Origin of the sequence: Streptomyces sp. NPDC005408 (assembly GCF_040606445.1) — a bacterium.
Taxonomy (GTDB): Bacteria; Actinomycetota; Actinomycetes; order Streptomycetales; family Streptomycetaceae; genus Streptomyces.
On the sequence record NZ_JBEXEX010000043.1, the window covers coordinates 1 to 15,712 of the forward strand.

Sequence of the window (15,712 nt, forward strand, 5' to 3'; positions counted from 1 at the left end):
CATCGCAAGGCGGAGGAAGGAGCCGACGCGGAGCGTCGGCGACTGACGACAACGCAGCGAGGTGCCGTGCCAGGGCACGCGAGCCCGGCAAGATCGGCCGGACAGGGCCTGAACCGACGCCGGCTCGGGTGCCTCCAGCAGGCGCTAGCCCGGGCCGATGCTGCTGCCCACCCCGCCGCTCGTCGCGTCCCCGATGGGGCGGATGCCCGCGGTGATCTTGTCCATCTCCGCGAGTTTGGGCGCCTCCGGGCCCGCGTCGAAGGCGAAGCGCACGATGACCATCGACTCGCTCCCCACCGACGAGGGGAAGACCAGCGACTGGACGTAACCGCCGGGGCCGGAGCCGGTGATGACCCGCCAGCGCACCAGATGGCCTGCCCGCCCGGCGACCGCGACGGACTGGGACTTGAGCAGGGTGTGGGACCTGATGCCGCCGTAGACGCGGTTGCCGATGGCGTCTTCCTCGTACGCCTTGTCCGCCGCCGTCACGATGTCGGCGAGGGCGAGTTTCGCGGGCGAGGTCTCATCGGTGCGGGTGGCCGTGATGGACGAGACGCGACCGTGCCGGCACAGCGGGGAGCCGCCGGCCGGGCAGTCGTAGGTCTCGTCCGTGACCATCGTGGCGCCCTCGTCGAGAGAGCTGTCGGACTTCTCCCAGCCCTCGGGAATGGGCATGGAGATTCCGTTCAGCTGGTCGGTCAGCAGAGCGGAGTCGTCGGTCGGGGGCGGCGTGGTGGCCGGGCTGTTCTTGGGGTCGGCGGATGTGGCGGGCGCGGTGACGCTCGGCGCGGACTCGGGATTCGTACCGTCGTCGTCGTTGCCGAGCAGGACCGCACCGGTGGCGATCGCGCCGACCAGTACGACACCGGCGGCGCCGAGCGCCAACAGCCGCCCCCTGCCGCCGCTTCCGGATGCCGCCTGCCGCGTCGGCACGGTCGGCGGACCGAACCCGGCGGGCTGCGCGGGAGCCGGGGCCTGTGCCTGGACCGGGCGTGTGTGCGCGGTCCAGGCGGTCCCGTCCCACCAGCGTTCGGTGCCGGGCATGTTCGGGTCCGGAAACCAGCCGGCCGGGGTCGTCATGCTCATCCGGCCACCCTAGGGGGCCGGATGCGGGCGCCTTCCACAGGGGCTTACACGGGAGTGACGTACGCGCCCGCGATACCGCCGTCGACGAGGAAGTCCGTCGCGTTGATGAACGAGGAGTCGTCGCTGGCGAGGAAGGCCACGGCGGCAGCGATCTCGTCCGCCTCCGCGAACCGTCCCGCAGGGATGTGGACCAGTCGGCGCGCGGCGCGCTCCGGGTCCTTGGCGAACAGCTCCTGCAGCAGCGGGGTGTTGACCGGCCCCGGGCACAGGGCATTGACCCGGATTCCCTCGCGGGCGAACTGCACCCCGAGCTCGCGGGACATGGCGAGCACGCCGCCCTTGGAGGCGGTGTACGAGATCTGGGAGGTGGCCGCGCCCATGATGGCCACGAACGAGGCGGTGTTGATGATGGAGCCGCGGCCCTGGCGCTGCATATAGGGGATGGCGGCCTTGCAGCACAGATAGACGGAGGTGAGGTTGACGTCCTGGACGCGCTTCCATGCCTCCAGGCCCGTGGTGAGGATGGAGTCGTCGTCGGGCGGCGAGATGCCCGCGTTGTTGAAGGCGATGTCGACGCTGCCGTAGGTGTCGTACGCCGTCTTGTACAGCGCCTCGACCTGCCCGGGGTCGGTGACGTCGACGCGTACGAACGTGCCGCCGACCTCGTCGGCCGCGGCCTTGCCCGCCGTCTCGTCGATGTCTCCGCAGACGACGTTCGCGCCTTCGGAGGCGAGGCGGCGCGCGGTGGCAAGGCCGATGCCGCTGCCGGCGCCGGTGATGACTGCGGTACGGCCCACAAGGCGGCGGCAGATGGGGGTCTCAACGGTCATGGTTGCTCAGGCCTCCGTGCTGATGAAGACGTTCTTGGTTTCGGTGAAAGCGGTGAGGGCGTCGGGGCCGAGCTCCCGGCCGAGGCCGGACTGCTTGTAGCCGCCGAACGGCGTCGAGTAGCGGACACTGGAGTGGGAGTTGACGGAGAGATTGCCTGCGGCGACGGCACGCGAGACGCGGATCGCGCGGCCGAGGTCGCGGGTCCAGATCGATCCCGACAGGCCGTACTCAGTGGCGTTGGCGAGCCGGATCGCTTCGGCCTCGTCCTCGAAGGAGAGGACGACGGCGACCGGGCCGAAGACCTCGTCGCACGCCGCGGGGGCGTCCGGCGCAAGGCCGGTGAGGACGGTCGGCGGGAACCAGAAGCCGGGGCCTTCGGGGGCGGTGCCGCGGATCCCCTTCAGCTCGTCGGTGACGTACGAACGCACCCGGTCCAGCTGAACCTGGGAGATCAGCGGACCCATCTGGGTCTTCTCGTCGGCCGGGTCGCCGACCACGACGGACTCGATCGCGGGCGCGAGGAGCTCCAGGAAGCGGTCGTACACCGAGCGCTGCACCAGGATGCGGGTTCGTGCGCAGCAGTCCTGGCCGCTGTTGTCCAGGAAGGACATGGGGGTCGCGGCGACGGCGGCTTCGAGGTCGGAGTCGGCGAAGACGATGTTGGGGCTCTTGCCGCCGAGTTCGAGCGTCACGCGCTTAACGCGCTCGGCGCAGGTGGCCATGATGCTCTTGCCGACGCGGGTGGAGCCGGTGAAGACGATCTTCGCGACGCCGGGGTGCTCGACGAGCGCGTTGCCCGCCTCGTCGCCTGCACCCGGCAGCACCTGGAAGAGATGCTCGGGAAGACCTGCCTCCAGGGCTAGTTCGGCCAGCCGCAGCGCGGTGAGCGGCGTGGTCTCGGCGGGCTTGAGCAGGACGGCGTTGCCCGCCGCCAGCGCGGGGGCCGTGCCCCAGGCTGCGATCGGCATGGGGAAGTTCCAGGGCGCGATCACGCCGATCACGCCGAGCGGTTCGAGGATGGTGATGTCGAGACCGCCCGCGACGGGGATCTGACGGCCGCTGAGGCGCTCCACTCCCCCGGCGGCGAAGTTGAGGAGGTCGCGGACGTTGCCCGCTTCCCAGCGGGCGTTGCCGATGGTGTGCCCGGCCTCCCGTACCTCCAACTGGGCAAGTTCTTCAAGGTGTTCGTCGACGACCGTGGCGAAGCGGCGCAGCAGTCGGGCCCGGTCGGCGGGTGCGGCCGCCGCCCAGCCCTGTTGTGCTGTCGCGGCGCGGGCGACGGCGGCGCCGACCTCGGCGGCCGTCGTGGCGCGGACGGTCTCGACGACCTCCCCCGTCGCCGGGTTGAGTACCTCGTGGTGGGCGTACGACACGACGTGCCTCACAGACGTTCGAAGGAGCGGCGGAGCTCCCAGTCGGTCACCGCGGCGTCGAATGCCTGGAGCTCGACCCGCGCCATGTTGCGGTAGTGCGCGACGACTTCGTCGCCGAACGCGGCCTTGGCGATGGGGCTGTTCTCCCAGAGTTCGGCGGCCTCGCGCAGCGTGGTGGGGACCTGTTCGTATCCGGCGGTGTACGCGTTCCCGGTGCACTCGTCCGGCAGTTCCAGCTGCTGCTCGATGCCGTACAGACCGGCGGCGACGAGGCCCGCGACGGCCAGGTGCGGGTTGACGTCGCCGCCCGGCAGCCGGTTCTCGAAGCGCATCGAGCGACCGTGGCCGACGACTCGGAGCGCGCAGGTGCGGTTGTCGTAGCCCCAGGCGACGGCGGTCGGCGCGAAAGAGCCGGGCTGGAAGCGCTTGTAGGAGTTGATGTTGGGCGCGTACAGCAGCGAGAAGTCACGCAGCGCGGCCAGCTGCCCGGCCAGGAAGTGCCGCATGACCGGCGACATGCCGCCGGGTCCGTCGCCCGCCATCACGTTGCGGCCGTCGGCGTCCTGGAGCGAGAGGTGGATATGACAGGAGTTGCCCTCGCGCTCGTTGTACTTGGCCATGAAGGTGAGCGAGACGCCCTCCTGGGAGGCGATCTCCTTCGAGCCGGTCTTGTAGACGGCGTGCTGGTCGCAGGTGACCAGGGCCTCGTCGTACTTGAACGCGATCTCGTGCTGGCCGGGGTTGCACTCGCCCTTGGCGGACTCGACGGTCAGGCCGGCCGCGGCCATCTCGTTACGGATCCGGCGCAGCAGCGGCTCGATGCGGCCGGTGCCGAGGACGGAGTAGTCGATGTTGTACTGGTTGGCCGGGATGAGATCGCGGTAGTTACGGTCCCAGGCCTCCTCGTACGTGTCACGGAAGACGATGAACTCCAGCTCGGTGCCCACGTGCGCGGTGAAGCCGTGTTCGGCGAGGCGCTCCAGCTGGCGGCGCAGGACCTGGCGGGGTGCGGCGACGACGGGTGAGCCGTCGTTCCAGGCGAGATCGGCGACGAGCAGAGCGGTGCCCTGGTTCCAGGGGACCCGGCGCAGTGTGGTGAGGTCGGGGTGCATGGCGAAGTCGCCGTACCCGCGGTCCCAGGAGGACATCTCGTAGCCGTCGACGGTGTTCATCTCGGTGTCGACGGCGAGGAGGTAGTTGCAGCCCTCGGTGCCGTGTTCCAGGACCTCGTCCAGGAAGAAGGGTGCGGCGAACCGCTTGCCCTGGAGCCGTCCCTGCATGTCGGGGAAGGCCAGGACGACTGTGTCGATCTCACCGCTCGCGACGAGGGCACGAAGTTCCTCGACCCCGAGCGGGGGTTTGCGGTCTGCCACGGGATTACGCCTCCTTGGGTCAGCCGGAAGCCATAAGGTATTACTTGAGACCATTGCCTGGGAAGAGGAAACGGCAACGTGGCGGAGAAGAACAATGCGGGCGACCCGCTGACACCCGTACTGCGCACCGTACGCGCGGGCAACGGCTTCGAAGAGGCGCTGGAGCAGATTCTTCAGCTGCTCCGCCTCGGTCTTGTCCCGGGCGGCGAGCGGCTGCCCGCGGAGCGTGAACTCGCGGAACGGATGGGGATCAGCCGGGTCACGCTGCGCGAGGTGCTCAAGGTCCTGACCGACCAGGGACTCGTCGAGAGCAGGCGCGGCCGGTACGGCGGAACGTTCGTGCTGCGCCGCCCCGAAGCCCACGGCGAGGACGAGCTGCGCCGGCGCGTGGCGGCGGTGGACGTCGAGGACACGCTGCGGTTTCGCGAGGTCCTGGAGGTGGGGGCCGCCGGACTGTGCGCCGCGCACGGCCTGACCGACGAGGGCGCGGACCGGTTGCGTACGGCGCTCTCCGAGACGCACGACGCACCGCTCACCGAGTACCGGCGCCAGGACACTCTGCTGCATCTCACCCTCGCCGAGCTCTCCGGCTCGCCCACCCTCACCGCGCAGTACGCCGCCGTGCGGGCGACGCTGAATGATCTGCTGGACTGCATTCCGCTGCTCGTACGCAATCTGGAGCACTCGCAGCATCAGCACACCGCACTGGTCGAGGCGGTTCTGGACGGGGACGCGGACGCGGCGCGCGAGGTGATGCGGGAGCACTGCGAGGGCACCGCGGCGCTGCTGCGCGGCTTCCTGTCCTGACGCCCGCCGTCGGCCCATCCGTAACCACAGGTTTACGCGAGGGGCTTGCGCATCCCCGACGGCTAACGCAATGGTGTGCCCACAAACCTTTGACCTCTGCCAGGAGCGACCCATGGCCGAAGGCACCACCACGCGCGTTTCCACCCCAGCCGACGACGCCTATCTGAAACGGCGCACCCTGCGCCGGGGCAGCGCCGGCTGGCTGCTGCTCACCGGCCTCGGCGTCGCTTATGTCGTCTCCGGAGACTTCTCCGGCTGGAACATCGGCCTCTCCAAGGGCGGCTTCGGCGGGCTCGCGATCGCGACCCTCCTCATGGGCGTGATGTACGCCTGTCTCGTCTTCGCGCTCGCCGAACTGTCGGCGATCCTCCCGACGGCAGGCGGCGGCTACGGCTTCGCCCGACGCGCGCTCGGCACCTGGGGCGGCTTCCTGACCGGCACCGCGATCCTCATCGAGTACATACTCGCCCCCGCCGCGATCTCCATCTTCATCGGCGACTACGTCGAATCGCTCGGCCTCTTCGGCCTGGAATCGGGCTGGCCGGTCTATCTCGCCTGCTTCGCGGTCTTCATCGGGATCCATCTGTGGGGCGTCGGCGAGGCGCTGCGCTTCAGCCTCGTGGTCACGGCGATCGCGGTCGCGGCACTGCTCATCTTCGCGGTCGGCGCCTTCACGGACTTCAGCGCGGGCCATCTGGATGACATCCCCGTCGACAAGGCCGCGCTCGGCTCGGGTTCCTGGCTGCCGTTCGGGCTGCTGGGCATCTGGGCGGCGTTCCCCTTCGGCATGTGGTTCTTCCTGGGCGTCGAGGGCGTGCCCCTGGCGGCGGAGGAGGCGAAGGACCCGGTGCGCTCGATGCCGCGGGCGCTCGCCATCTCGATGGGCATCCTCGTCCTGCTCGCCGTGCTCACCTTCTTCGCCTCGACGGGCGCGCAGGGCTCCGCCGCGATCCAGGAGGCCGGAAACCCGCTGGTGGTAGCCCTCCAGGGCAAGGGCGACCCGACCCCGCTCAGCCGCTTCGTCAACTACGCGGGCCTGGCGGGCCTGGTCGCGTCCTTCTTCTCGCTCATCTACGCGGGCTCGCGCCAGCTCTTCGCGCTCTCCCGCGCGGGCTATCTGCCCCGGTTCCTCTCCCTCACCAGCCGCCGCAAGTCGCCGTATCTCGGGCTGCTGATCCCGGGGGCGATCGGCTTCGCGCTGGCAGCCGCGACGGGGAACGGCGCGCGGATGCTCAACATCGCGGTCTTCGGCGCGACGATCTCGTACGCGCTGATGGCCCTCTCGCACATCGTCCTGCGTCGCCGCGAGCCGGGTCTGGAGCGCCCGTACCGTACCCCGGGTGGCGTGGTGACCTCCTCGGTGGCGTTCGTCCTCGCGCTGTCCGCGCTGGTGGCGACGTTCCTCGTGGACAAGGACGCGGCGTTCATCGCGCTGGGCGTCTACGCCGTCGCCCTCGCCTACTTCGCGATCTACAGTCGGCATCATCTGGTCGCCCGGGCGCCGGAGGAGGAGTTCGCGGCGCTGGCGGCGGCCGAGGCCGAGCTCGAACGCAACTGATCAGGATCGGAACGGAGTCACCGTGTCCAAGCCGCTCATCGGCGTCACCACCTACCTGGAACCCGCCGCCTGGGGCGTATGGGACATGCCCGCGGCTCTGGTACCCGCCGGATATCCCCGCCTCGTCCAGGCGGCGGGCGGCCTCGCCGCGCTCCTCCCGCCGGACGATCCGGCCTCGGCCGAAGCGGCCGTGGCCCGGCTCGACGGCCTGGTCATCGCGGGCGGCGCGGATGTCGAGCCCGTACGGTACGGAGCCGAGCCCGACCCGCGCACGGGCCCGCCGGCGCGGGAGCGGGACGCCTGGGAACTCGCTCTGATCCGGGCGGCGTTGGCGGCCGGAACACCGCTGCTCGGGATCTGCCGCGGCCTGCAGCTGCTGAACGTGGCGCTCGGCGGAACGCTCGTCCAGCACCTGGACGGGCACGTCGGGGGTGTGGGCGTCTTCGGCCGCCACACGGTCAAGCCGGTACCGGGGACGCGGTACGCGTCGATCGTGCCGGAGGAAACGTCGGTCCCGACGTACCACCACCAGTCGCTGGACCGCCTCGCGCCGGCGCTCACGGCAAGCGCCTACGCGGAGGACGGCACGGTGGAGGCGGCGGAACTGGAGGGAGCGGGGTGGGTGCTGGGGGTGCAGTGGCATCCGGAGGCGGGGGACGACGTGCGGGTGATGTCGGCGCTGGTGGGCGCGGCGGGCTGACTTCGCCTGCGGCGCCCGGCTCGGCGGCGGGTGGCCGACCCGCCGCGGTCGTCATCCGCCGCGCCAAATGTTGTCGAAGGCCGCCTCGTCGAGGGCTCGCCGTTGCCGTTCGAACTCCAATTCACTCACGGCGTCATTGACGGCGGCGAGCACAGTCGCCACCGCGTCGTCGGCCACGCTCGGGGAGTCCGCACCCTGCTCGTCGCGGATCCCGACGGCCGCCGCAAGGGCGGCGAGGACGGGCTCATCCGATGTCCAGCGGTCCACGGCCCGGCGGCGAGCGGGCGAATCGACCAGCACCGTCCGACTGGTCCGGGAGGGCATCCAGCGACGGCCGCGCTGCCGCGTGAGCTGCCCTTCCGACTCGAGGTCGGCCACGTAGGCCGCGGCCAGGCCGCGGCCTCGGCGCCACAGCCAGTCGCCGACCGACTCGTACGGCGCGTCCCGGACAAGCGACGACGCGGCCTCATCCAAGAGGCGATCAGCCATTGCGGGCGGGAGGCTCGGCACCATGTCATCGCCGTCCAGCCTGACGGCTTCCGCACTCAGAAGGTCGATCGCCTCGGCTCCCGCGAGCGCAAGCGACAGATCGCCTCGTTCCAGAGGGCGATTGGACGCCATGTCTATGGCAATGATCAACAGGTCCCGCGGTGTGGTCATGAATGACTCCCGCGCTCGAGCTTACGGAGCGAGGACGGCAACTGCATCCCACGGGCCCGGGCGTCGGCTTTGCGGGGCAGGGGGCCGCGCAGCGGGTGGAGCCGGGGCGTAAAGCGTGATTTGTGGCGTGGGGACGCCCGTACTCAGCGGTCCAGCGGAGACGCGCCGTAAATCGGCGCAACCCCGGAGCGGACCCCAAACGGCCACCCCACGGCACCGGGCAACCCGCGCCCCGCACCGCCTGACGGCACCCGAGACCCGTCACCCCGACCGCGTCAGCGACAGCAGATCGCGCGCCGGGCCCGTAGGCCGGTGGGACGTCGGCCAGACCGCGCGCAGGGCGCGGCGCAGGTCGACGGCCTCGAGCGGGATCCCCACCAGGCGCCGCGACGCCAGTTCCTCCGTGACCGCCAGTTCGCTCATCACCGCCGGCCCCGCCCCGCTCACCGCCGCCGCCTTGACCGCCGTCGTCGAGGCGAGTTCCAGCAGCGGCTCGGCCAGCCCACCGCACCCGCTCAGCGCCGAGTCGAGGACCTGCCGCGTCCCCGACCCCCGCTCCCGCAGGATCAGCGGCGTCGCCGCCAGCTCGGCCGCAGACAGGGGCGTACGCCGCCGCGCCCACGCATGGCTCGGCGCCGCCACCACCACCAGCCGGTCGTGGCCGATCACCGTCCCGTCCAGCCCCTCCGGCACGGACAGGCCCTCCACGAAGCCGAGGTCCGCCTCACCCGCGAGCAGCCGCTGAGCGACCGCCGCCGAGTTCCCCGCCGACAGCGAGACCGCCGTGCCGGGCCGCTGCGCGCGGAGCGCGATCAGCCACCCGGGCAGCAGGTACTCCGCGATCGTCATTGACGCCGCCACCCGCAGCCGTGAATCGCGCCGCCCCCGCAGCGCCTGCGCCCCGGCGTCGAACGCCTCCGCCGCCTCCACGACCCGCCGCGCCCAGTCCGTGACCAGCGCCCCCGCGTCCGTCAGCCGGGAGCCGCGCGGGGACCGGTCGACCAGCGCCACGCCCAACTGGCGCTCCATCGAGCGGATGCGGCTGCTCGCGGCCGGCTGCGTGATGCCGAGCTCACGCGCCGCGCGCCCCAGGCTGCCGTGCCTGGCGACGGCAAGCAGCAGCTCGAGCGCGCCCAGATCCGGCACCCGGTGTGCGAGCGGAACCCGCTCTTCATCCCCATCGCTCATAAACCCAGGTTATGGGGCCATAGGAGAGAGATCCGTGGTGGGGAGCCGCACCCCGCGTGACAGTGGAGAGATGGTCATAGCCGTGCACCCCCGCACCACCCACACAACCGCGTCCACTCTCACCACCGTACGGCTGCCGTCGCTCCGCCATTTCGGCCCCAATTGGTACGCGAGCGTCATGGGCACCGCCATCGTCGCGACCGCAGGCGCCGGCCTCCCCGTCGATGCAGCCGTTGCGCCCGGCCTTCGGACCGCGTGCGCCGCGGTCTGGGCGTTGTCGGCCGCAATGCTGGCCGTCGTTCTGACCGCACGCGCCGCCCACTGGGCCGGCCACCGCGACCAGGCCCGTGCCCATCTCGTCGACCCGGCAATCGCGCCGTTCTACGGCTGTCTGTCGATGGCGCTGCTGGCCGTCGGGATCGGCACCCTGACCGTGGGCCAGGACGTGATCGGCGAGACCGCCGCGGTGGCGACGGCCGCGACGCTCTTCGGCGCCGGCACGCTCATCGGCCTCGCCGCCACCGTCGTCGTCCCGTATCTGATGGTCGTACGCCAGCGGGTCGCGCCCGGCACCGCATCACCCGTATGGCTGCTGCCGGTCGTCTCGCCGATGGTCTCCGCATCGCTCGGCCCCTTGCTGGTGCCGCATCTGCCTGCCGGGCAGTGGCGTGAGGCGATGCTGCTCGCCAGTTACGCCATGTTCGGCGTGAGCCTGCTCGCGACGCTCATCATCCTGCCGGTGGTCTTCTCGCGGCTGATCCACCACGGCCCGCTGCCGCTCGCGCTCACCCCGACCCTGTTCCTGGTGCTCGGGCCGCTGGGCCAGTCGACGACCGCGGTCAACAAGCTCGCGGACGTGGCCCCGGGCGCGATCCAGGCGCAGTACGCACAGGGCTTCGGCGCGTTCGCGGTGATCTATGGCGTCCCGGTGATGGGCTTCGCCCTGATGTGGCTGGTGCTGGCGACCGCGATGGTGGTGCGGGCGGCCCGGGAGGGCATGCCGTTCACGATGAGCTGGTGGGCCTTCACCTTTCCGGTCGGCACGTGCGTGACCGGCGCGGAGGGCCTCGCCCACCACACGGGCCTGGCGGCCCTCGAATGGCTCGCCGTCGGCCTTTACGCACTCCTGGTCACCGCCTGGGCGGTGACCGGATTCCGTACGCTGCGGGGCCTGTTCAGCGGAGCGCTGCTGGCAGCGCCCGGTCAGACATAGCTACGGGATCAGAGAGTTGTGCAGCTCGACCACCGACGAGTCGAAGGGCGGCGCACCGGCCTCCTGTGCGACGGGCATGAGCACCTCTTCCACGAACTGCCGGAACGCGGCTTCCGACTCCCATACGTCGACGACCTGCCAGCCGCCGTTCTCGCCGGGCGCCGCGAGGTGGGCGATGAGCCCGGCAGGTGGCTTCGTACGGTCCGGGATCGCCCGGTCGAATGTCGTCTGGTAGAGCTCCTGGTTCCAGTCCGCGCCGTAATTCTGCACCAGAACTGCCATCTCAGCTCCTCGATTCATGTCCGAAAACAACTCGCCTGTCACGCTATGTCCACGTGTGGGCAACAGCGAGTCGACGCGGCGCCGTGAAGAGGCAGCTACATCCGGCCGAGCGCTTCTCGCAGCGAAGCGCCGAGAACCCCCGGCGCCTGGGCCAGCGACGGCCCGTACCAGGTCAGATGGCGGCCGCTGACCAGCGCGGCGGGCAGCGAGGGAAAGGCCTCGGGACCGTCGTCCGCCGTGAAGCGGTACGGCTCGTCGGGCAGGACCGCCAACTGGGCGCCGCAGTCCCGTAGTTCCTCCAGCGGGACACGGGGATAGCGCTCGGCGTGCTCCGCGTACACATTCCTGACGCCGAGCCTGGCCAGCAGGTCACCGGCGAAGGTGTCCCGGCCGAGCACCATCCACGGCCGCCGCCAGATCGGCACGACCGCCCGCCACTCCCCCAGCGGCGCCGGCCCCGACCACGCCGTCTGCGCCTCGTCCAACCAGCGCGGCCGGGGCAGGCCGCACCCGGCCGCCAGGACTCGCTCCAGCTCGCGGAAGGCCTGGTCCAGGTCGCGTATCTCCGTCTCCAGAACCTCAAGGCCCGCGGCCCGCAGCGCGGCCAGATCGGGCGCCCGGTTCTCCTCCTCGTTCGCGATCACCAGATCGGGCCGCAGCCGGATCACGGCCGCCACATCAGGGTTCTTCGTGCCCCCGATCCGTACGACATCGAGCCCGGGGGGGTGGCTGCACCAGTCCGTGGCCCCGACCAGCAGTCCGGGCGCGCTCACGGCCACGGCCTCGGTCAGCGAGGGCACCAGGGACACGACGCGCATGACGGTCCTTACGGCTCCGGCGTCTCGATGTGGTCGGAGACCGTGACGACGATGATCCGGGTGTCGGGCGCGGTCGCGCGCCACCGGTGCCGTACGCCACCGGAGAGGAAGAGGGTGTCGCCGCGTGCCAGCCGGTAGGCGCGTCCTTCCGCCTCGACCTCGGCCGCACCGTCGGCGACGTACATCAGCTCGTCGTTACGGTGCTCGAACTCGCGGCCCGCGTCCTGCTCACCGGTGAATTCGAGGGCCTGCAGCTGATGCTGCCCCCGCACGAGCCTGCGGGTCATGGCGGTGGGCGGCAGCTCGCCGCCGTGCGGGGCTCGTACGACCTTGATGGTGCGGGCGGCGTCGGAGGCGGCGAGGAGCCGGCCGGTCGTGGTCTCCAGGGCGTCCGCGACCCGCTGGAGCGAGCGCATGCTGGGGCGGGCCCGTTCGTTCTCGATCTGGCTGAGGAAGGGCACGGACAGGCCACTGCGCTCCGCGACGGCGGCGAGCGTGAGATCCAGGGCGCGGCGGCGTCTGCGCACAGCGGCGCCCACCCGAAGGGGTTCGGTCTCCTTCGGGTCCTTCGCGCCCTTCGCGTCCTTCGCATCCATCTGCCGGGCTCCCCCTTCCCTGGTCCTGTCTCACCTTACGCAGCTTCCGGCCCCGGTTTCCCGCGCAGGCCCCTCACCCGGTGCGCGCGCGGGACCGGCATCCGGCCGGACAGCCCGAAGGGGTGGCCCCCGCCACCGGCGAAAACCACCCCTTGTGCGTAGGGCAGGCTACTGCGGAGAGATCCCGTCCGCACGTGAACGCTCCACCAGGGCTCTGGGGAACCTTGAGCCGGTCCTGGGACTGCCCTGCCTTGGACTGTCAGCCCTGGGACTTCCCGGCCGCGGCGACCGGGGCCCACTTTCCGGCGAGGCCCGGGTTCTCCTTGAGCCAGGCGCGTACGGCGTCCTGCTCCTTGCCCTTGCCAGTCGACTGGATCTTCGCTTCCAGGTCCGTGAGCTGCTTCTCGGTCATCTTGAAGTTCTTCAGCCAGGTGCCGACCTGCGGATTGTCGGCGGCGAAGCCCTTGCGGGCCAGGGTGTGCACACCGTCGCCCTTGCCCCAGGAGCCCTTGGGGTCCTTGAGCTTCTTCAGGTCGTAGGTGCTGTACGCCCAGTGCGGCGACCACAGCGTGGTGACGACGGGTTCCTTCTTGTCGTACGCACGCTTGAGCTCGGCGAGCATGCCGGGCGTCGAGCCGTCGACGACCTTGTACTCGCCCTCCAGGCCGTAGTCCTTCAAGACCTTTTCCTTGAGGATGCCCATCATTCCGGCGCTCGGCTCGATGCCGATGATCCGGCCCTTGAACTGGCCGGACCTGCCCTTGAGGTCGTCGAGCGAGTCGACGCCCTTCATGTAGGCGGGCACGGAGAGCTCCAGCGAGGTGGGGCCGTACCAGGAACCCATGTCCTCCAGCTTGTTCTGGTACTTCTTCCAGTACTGGGCGTGCGTGACGGGCAGCCAGGCATCGGTCTGGAAGTCGACCTGGCCGCCGGCCAGACCGGTGTAGAGCGCTCCGGCCTCCAGCTGCTTGGTCTCGACCTCGAAGCCGCGGCGCTCGAGCATCTCCTTCCAGAGGAAGGTGGTGGCGATGCCCTCGTCCCACGGGATGTAGCCGATGGAGACCTTCTTGCCCTGGCCGACATCGGCCGCGCCGGAGGCATCGGCGGACTTGGCTCCGCCGAAGATGCCCATGCCGCCTGCCGCGAGCGCGAGCACGACGACACCCACGACCGCGACAGCCGGCTGGGGACGGTAGGTCCAGAGCTTGCGCCCGCCGGTGAGCGACTTGGCCTTGACGAGCGCACGCCGCCCGAGCGGGGAGACCTGACGGCCGAGCGCGCCGGTCATCCGGTCCAGGTACATCGCCAGGATGACGATGGAGATGCCCGCCTCGAAGCCGAGGCCGATGTCGACATTGCCGATGGCGCGGTAGACCGCACCGCCGAGACCGCCGCCGCCGACCATGCCTGCGATGACGACCATGGACAGGCCCAGCATGATGACCTGGTTGATACCGGCCATGATCGTGGGCAGGGCGAGCGGGAGCTGAACCCGCAGCAACGTGTTGCGCGGGGTCGTACCGAAGGCCTCGGCGGCCTCGACGAGTTCACCGTCGACCTGGCGGATGCCGAGCTCGGTCATCCGTACACCCGGCGGCAGGGCGAAGACGATGGTGGCGATGATGCCCGGGACCACGCCCACGCCGAAGAAGATGATGCCGGGGATCAGATAGACCATCGCCGGCATGGTCTGCATGAAGTCCAGGACCGGCCGGGTGACCGCGCTGACGGTCTTGGAGCGCGAGGCCCAGATGCCGAGCGGGACGGCGATCAGCAGCGTGACGATCGTGGCGACGAGCACCAGCGAGAGGGTCGACATCGCGTCGTCCCACAGCTCGATGGAGTCGATGAGAGCGAAGCCCGCGAAGGCCAGTACGCCGCCGAGCAGACCGCGCAGCCACCAGGCGACGACGGCGAGGATGCCCGCGAAGAGCAGCGGCTGGGGCGCCGAGAGCGCCGTGTCGATGCCGTCGTACATACCGGTGACGACCGAGGTGATGGCGTCGAACAGCCAGGAGAGATGGGACTGGAGCCAGTTGACACCGGCGTCGACCCAGTCGCCGAGGTGGAGCCTAGGCACTGGCCACCTCCTTGGTCACGCCCTGCATCGGGACCGCAGCCTGCGGCTGTCCCGCGTCCTGCGGCGGAATCGCTGCCGGGGTCATCGGCTCGCCGAGGACCGCCAGCAGTCTGGCGGGCGGTACGACGCCGATCAGCTCCCCCTCGTCGTCGATGACGGCGACGGCGACGCCGCTGGTGGAGCAGGGGGTGAACAGTTCGATGATCGGAGTGTCGGCGGCAACGGTGGCGGGGGCTGCGGCGAGCACGTCCTTGGCGCCGCGCAGCTCCTTGCCGCTGTCCGTCCTGGCGCCGTACGCAGTCTGCGGATCGGCCATGATCGCGCCCGCGGTGAGCACCCGGGAGCGGTCGACGTCCTGGGTGAAGGACGCGACGTAGTCGTTGGCCGGGGTGACGAGGATGTCCTCGGCGCTGCCGAGCTGGACGATCCTGCCGTCCCGCATCACCGCGATCCGGTCGCCGAGGCGCATGGCCTCGTTCAGGTCGTGGGTGATGAAGACGATGGTCTTCTTGAGCCGCTTCTGGAGCTGAAGGAGCTGGTCCTGCATATCGCGGCGGATCAGCGGGTCGAGCGCGCTGAAGGACTCGTCCATCAGCAGCAGGTCGGCGTCGGTGGCGAGCGCGCGGGCCAGGCCGACGCGCTGCTGCATACCGCCGGACAGCTCGTCGGGCCAGGAGTTCTCCCAGCCCGCGAGGCCGACGAGCTCCAGGGCTTCGGCGGCACGCCGGTCGCGCTCGCGGCGCGGGACGCCCTGCACTTCGAGGCCGTATCCGGCGTTCTCCAGCACGCTGCGGTGCGGGAAGAGGGCGAAGTGCTGGAACACCATGCTGATCTTGGTGGAGCGTACGGTGCGCAGCTCGCGAGGGCTCAGGGCGGTGAGGTCCTGGCCGTCGAAGAGCACGCGTCCGGCGGTGGGTTCGAGCAGTCCGTTCAGCATGCGCAGGAGCGTGGACTTGCCGGATCCGGACAGACCCATGACGACGAAGATCTGACCCGGCTCGACGGCGAACGAGGCGTCGATCACCGCTGCGGTCGTTCCGTCGGCGCGCAGCTCGTCGCGGTCGCCGCCGCTTTCGAGCGCGCGTACCGCTTCATCGGGTCGTCTGCCGAACACCTTGTACAAGTGCTCGGCCTGCAGCCTGGACAC

Annotated in this window: 15 protein-coding genes; 4 read left to right on the forward strand and 11 right to left on the reverse strand. The window is 70.6% G+C overall.

The genetic code is table 11. The features are described 5' to 3' along the window. Positions 1–144: 144 nt before the first annotated feature. From ABZS64_RS29660 to ABZS64_RS29675, 4 genes are read right to left on the reverse strand one after another with little or no spacing between them, the layout of a single operon-like run. Positions 145–1,086: a DUF2510 domain-containing protein gene (locus tag ABZS64_RS29660; protein WP_355836259.1), complete on the reverse strand. Its 942-nt coding sequence runs from the start codon at positions 1,084–1,086 to the stop codon at positions 145–147. Between the two features lie 44 nt (positions 1,087–1,130). Further along, complete coding sequence (locus ABZS64_RS29665; protein ID WP_355836262.1) at positions 1,131–1,916, reverse strand: 3-oxoacyl-ACP reductase; 786 nt, start codon at positions 1,914–1,916, stop codon at positions 1,131–1,133. A 6-nt stretch (positions 1,917–1,922) separates the two neighbouring features. After that, positions 1,923–3,290 carry an aldehyde dehydrogenase family protein gene (locus ABZS64_RS29670; protein ID WP_355836265.1) on the reverse strand — a complete coding sequence of 456 codons (1,368 nt, stop codon included), beginning with the start codon at positions 3,288–3,290 and terminating at the stop codon, positions 1,923–1,925. An 8-nt stretch (positions 3,291–3,298) separates the two neighbouring features. Beyond that, on the reverse strand, positions 3,299–4,663 hold the full coding sequence (locus tag ABZS64_RS29675; RefSeq protein WP_355836267.1) for a glutamine synthetase family protein: 1,365 nt from the start codon (positions 4,661–4,663) through the stop codon (positions 3,299–3,301). A 78-nt stretch (positions 4,664–4,741) separates the two neighbouring features. Here ABZS64_RS29675 and ABZS64_RS29680 point away from each other — a divergent pair, with 78 nt between their 5' ends. The 3 genes from ABZS64_RS29680 (at position 4,742) to ABZS64_RS29690 (ending at position 7,728) form a co-directional block, all read left to right on the forward strand. Continuing rightward, positions 4,742–5,470: an FCD domain-containing protein gene (locus ABZS64_RS29680; protein WP_355836270.1), complete on the forward strand. Its 729-nt coding sequence runs from the start codon at positions 4,742–4,744 to the stop codon at positions 5,468–5,470. Between the two features lie 112 nt (positions 5,471–5,582). Then, complete coding sequence (gene eat / locus ABZS64_RS29685; protein ID WP_355836273.1) at positions 5,583–7,028, forward strand: ethanolamine permease; 1,446 nt, start codon at positions 5,583–5,585, stop codon at positions 7,026–7,028. A 22-nt stretch (positions 7,029–7,050) separates the two neighbouring features. Continuing rightward, positions 7,051–7,728: a gamma-glutamyl-gamma-aminobutyrate hydrolase family protein gene (locus ABZS64_RS29690; protein WP_355836275.1), complete on the forward strand. Its 678-nt coding sequence runs from the start codon at positions 7,051–7,053 to the stop codon at positions 7,726–7,728. Between the two features lie 51 nt (positions 7,729–7,779). Here the strand turns inward: ABZS64_RS29690 and ABZS64_RS29695 are convergent, their stop codons facing one another. After that, positions 7,780–8,388, reverse strand: coding sequence for a GPP34 family phosphoprotein (locus ABZS64_RS29695; protein WP_355836278.1), 609 nt, complete (start codon positions 8,386–8,388; stop codon positions 7,780–7,782). Between the two features lie 261 nt (positions 8,389–8,649). Then, a complete protein-coding gene (locus ABZS64_RS29700; protein ID WP_355836280.1) occupies positions 8,650–9,576 on the reverse strand; it encodes a LysR family transcriptional regulator in 927 nt (308 codons plus the stop codon). 70 nt (positions 9,577–9,646) lie between these two features. Here ABZS64_RS29700 and ABZS64_RS29705 point away from each other — a divergent pair, with 70 nt between their 5' ends. Continuing rightward, positions 9,647–10,789 carry a TDT family transporter gene (locus ABZS64_RS29705; protein ID WP_355836408.1) on the forward strand — a complete coding sequence of 381 codons (1,143 nt, stop codon included), beginning with the start codon at positions 9,647–9,649 and terminating at the stop codon, positions 10,787–10,789. Here ABZS64_RS29705 and ABZS64_RS29710 read toward each other — a convergent pair whose 3' ends face one another. From ABZS64_RS29710 to ABZS64_RS29730, 5 genes are all read right to left on the reverse strand, one after another. After that, positions 10,790–11,071: a hypothetical protein gene (locus ABZS64_RS29710; protein WP_355836283.1), complete on the reverse strand. Its 282-nt coding sequence runs from the start codon at positions 11,069–11,071 to the stop codon at positions 10,790–10,792. A gap of 95 nt (positions 11,072–11,166) precedes the next feature. Continuing rightward, a complete protein-coding gene (locus tag ABZS64_RS29715; protein ID WP_355836286.1) occupies positions 11,167–11,889 on the reverse strand; it encodes a helical backbone metal receptor in 723 nt (240 codons plus the stop codon). 8 nt (positions 11,890–11,897) lie between these two features. After that, a complete protein-coding gene (locus ABZS64_RS29720) occupies positions 11,898–12,485 on the reverse strand; it encodes a helix-turn-helix domain-containing protein (protein ID WP_355836289.1) in 588 nt (195 codons plus the stop codon). Positions 12,486–12,744: 259 nt separating this feature from the next. Next, on the reverse strand, positions 12,745–14,565 hold the full coding sequence (locus ABZS64_RS29725) for an ABC transporter permease/substrate binding protein (RefSeq protein WP_355836292.1): 1,821 nt from the start codon (positions 14,563–14,565) through the stop codon (positions 12,745–12,747). Continuing rightward, positions 14,558–15,712 carry a glycine betaine/L-proline ABC transporter ATP-binding protein gene (locus ABZS64_RS29730; protein ID WP_355836295.1) on the reverse strand — a complete coding sequence of 385 codons (1,155 nt, stop codon included), beginning with the start codon at positions 15,710–15,712 and terminating at the stop codon, positions 14,558–14,560. Before ABZS64_RS29730 ends, ABZS64_RS29725 begins: the two co-directional genes overlap by 8 nt.